General features: G+C 42.4%; 2 protein-coding genes. One reads left to right on the top strand and one right to left on the bottom strand.

The window, feature by feature from the left end; genetic code table 11:
* On the bottom strand, positions 1-1,055 hold a 1,055-nt coding region (locus tag B9G53_RS03330; RefSeq protein ID WP_094529104.1), incomplete at its 3' end, for an AAA family ATPase.
* A 234-nt stretch (positions 1,056-1,289) separates the two neighbouring features.
* On the opposite strand from B9G53_RS03330, the gene B9G53_RS27145 reads away from it, so the two are divergent.
* On the top strand, positions 1,290-1,457 hold the full coding sequence (locus B9G53_RS27145; protein WP_176453074.1) for a hypothetical protein: 168 nt from the start codon (positions 1,290-1,292) through the stop codon (positions 1,455-1,457).
* The last annotated feature ends 84 nt before the right edge of the window (positions 1,458-1,541 follow it).

The raw sequence follows: 1,541 nt of genomic DNA, 5'->3' as shown, positions 1-1,541 counted from the left end.
GCAAGCACTCTAGGAAGCACTTCCTGATAAATAGGATTAGCGATCGCCAAACCATTTTCGTTAGTACAAAGCCCTAAATCTAAGACGTAGCGAATATCATCCTGTGGCACATCTGGCAGTTCCTGCCCAGCGAGAATAGGCTGAATCACTGCTCTGACTCGATCTTCTCTGAGTCTTTCAGCAAGGCTATCCAGATGCGTATCCTGTCTCTTAATCAGTATTTCCTTAGCTTGATTTACTAACTCAGCAGTAATGGGAATAGATGGATCTTTTGTAATATATTCCACAATTTCCTTAGCGATCGCATTCACCAGCCAAGGCTGACCCTGTGTCAAATGAAAAGCTAAATCGACCGCTTCAGGCGTAAATATTTGACCTGTTGCATCCGTATGCTGTTGATAAAGATTCCTCACATCCTCAAGGATAAAGTTACTCAGCGTAAAGGAGCGTACTTTGATATTAAAAGGGCTAGAGGTATTTAGGCGATCGCTCCCCCCAGCAGCATATTTATAATCACGCACATCACGCATCCCCACCAACGCAACTGACTGCGGAAATCCCTGAGGACGACGTGGAAATCCAGAGCGAATTTGTCTCAGGACTGAAACCAATGTCTCATCACTCAGGGCATCAATTTCATCAAGAAATACTGCTAAAGGGCGCGATGATTCTTGTGACCATGCTGCCAAAAAAGCACCGATCTGACGACCTGATTCTCCAAGAATGCCATGACTTGGCTGTAACTCTGGTGGTAAATAAAATCTAATTGCATCCTGCCACTCATCTAATATGGCTCTTTCTGCCAACTTAGGATCGTGAGAAAACACAGCCCCTACTTCTAGTGATAACATCACCGCCGTATATTGACCACTTGCCGTTAATTCCTGGGCGAGAGTAATCATCGCTGTCGTCTTACCCACTTGCCTTGGCGCATGAATGACAAAATAGTTTTCTTGAGCAATTAGTTGTTTGATTTCAGGCAAGCGCTCTGTCGCTGACAACATGTAATGAATGTCAGGCTTACAAGGACCAGCAGTATTAAACCATTTTTGCATAACGACAACTAACTAACGGGCAGACACCCCTTCAATATATCGCAACGCGATAAGCAAAGTCCTGAAACCTAGAAAACACATTACCAGCACTAAGTATAAATATTTATTCGTATAAATCTTAGAGCAAATAAATGATGATTATTTGCTCTAAGATGTTTCTAAGACAAGTTGGGGTTTTGAGGCTTGAAAACGATCGCTTTTTTCGCGTCTTCTAACACTACACTTGATATTGCTATGTCGATTCCAGAACCAATTTTAGTTGTTTACGGTGAACCGCCCAAAGCGATCGCGACTACAGACTTACGTCAATCACGAGTTGATGAATTTTTAGCATCGAGGTCTTTACAGCCAAAGAGTAGTAAGGCTTATCAAGCAGACTTACTGGAGTCTAGACTAAGTTGATTAAGAAAATCAGAAAAAGAGCAGGAAGAAGCAACCCAGAGAATGGAGAACTGAGCAAATCCAAGAGAATGAAAAGGAGAATAT

This window comes from Pseudanabaena sp. SR411 (genome assembly GCF_002251945.1).
GTDB lineage: Bacteria > Cyanobacteriota > Cyanobacteriia > Pseudanabaenales > Pseudanabaenaceae > Pseudanabaena.
The sequence above is the reverse complement of the archived record's forward strand: the minus strand, read 5'-3'. Positions and strand labels throughout refer to the sequence as shown.

Bases quoted from the DNA above. Each gene is read 5' to 3' on its own strand.
- B9G53_RS27145 (WP_176453074.1), top strand. From the start codon at position 1,290: ATGTCGATTCCAGAACCAATTTTAGTTGTTTACGGTGAACCGCCCAAA.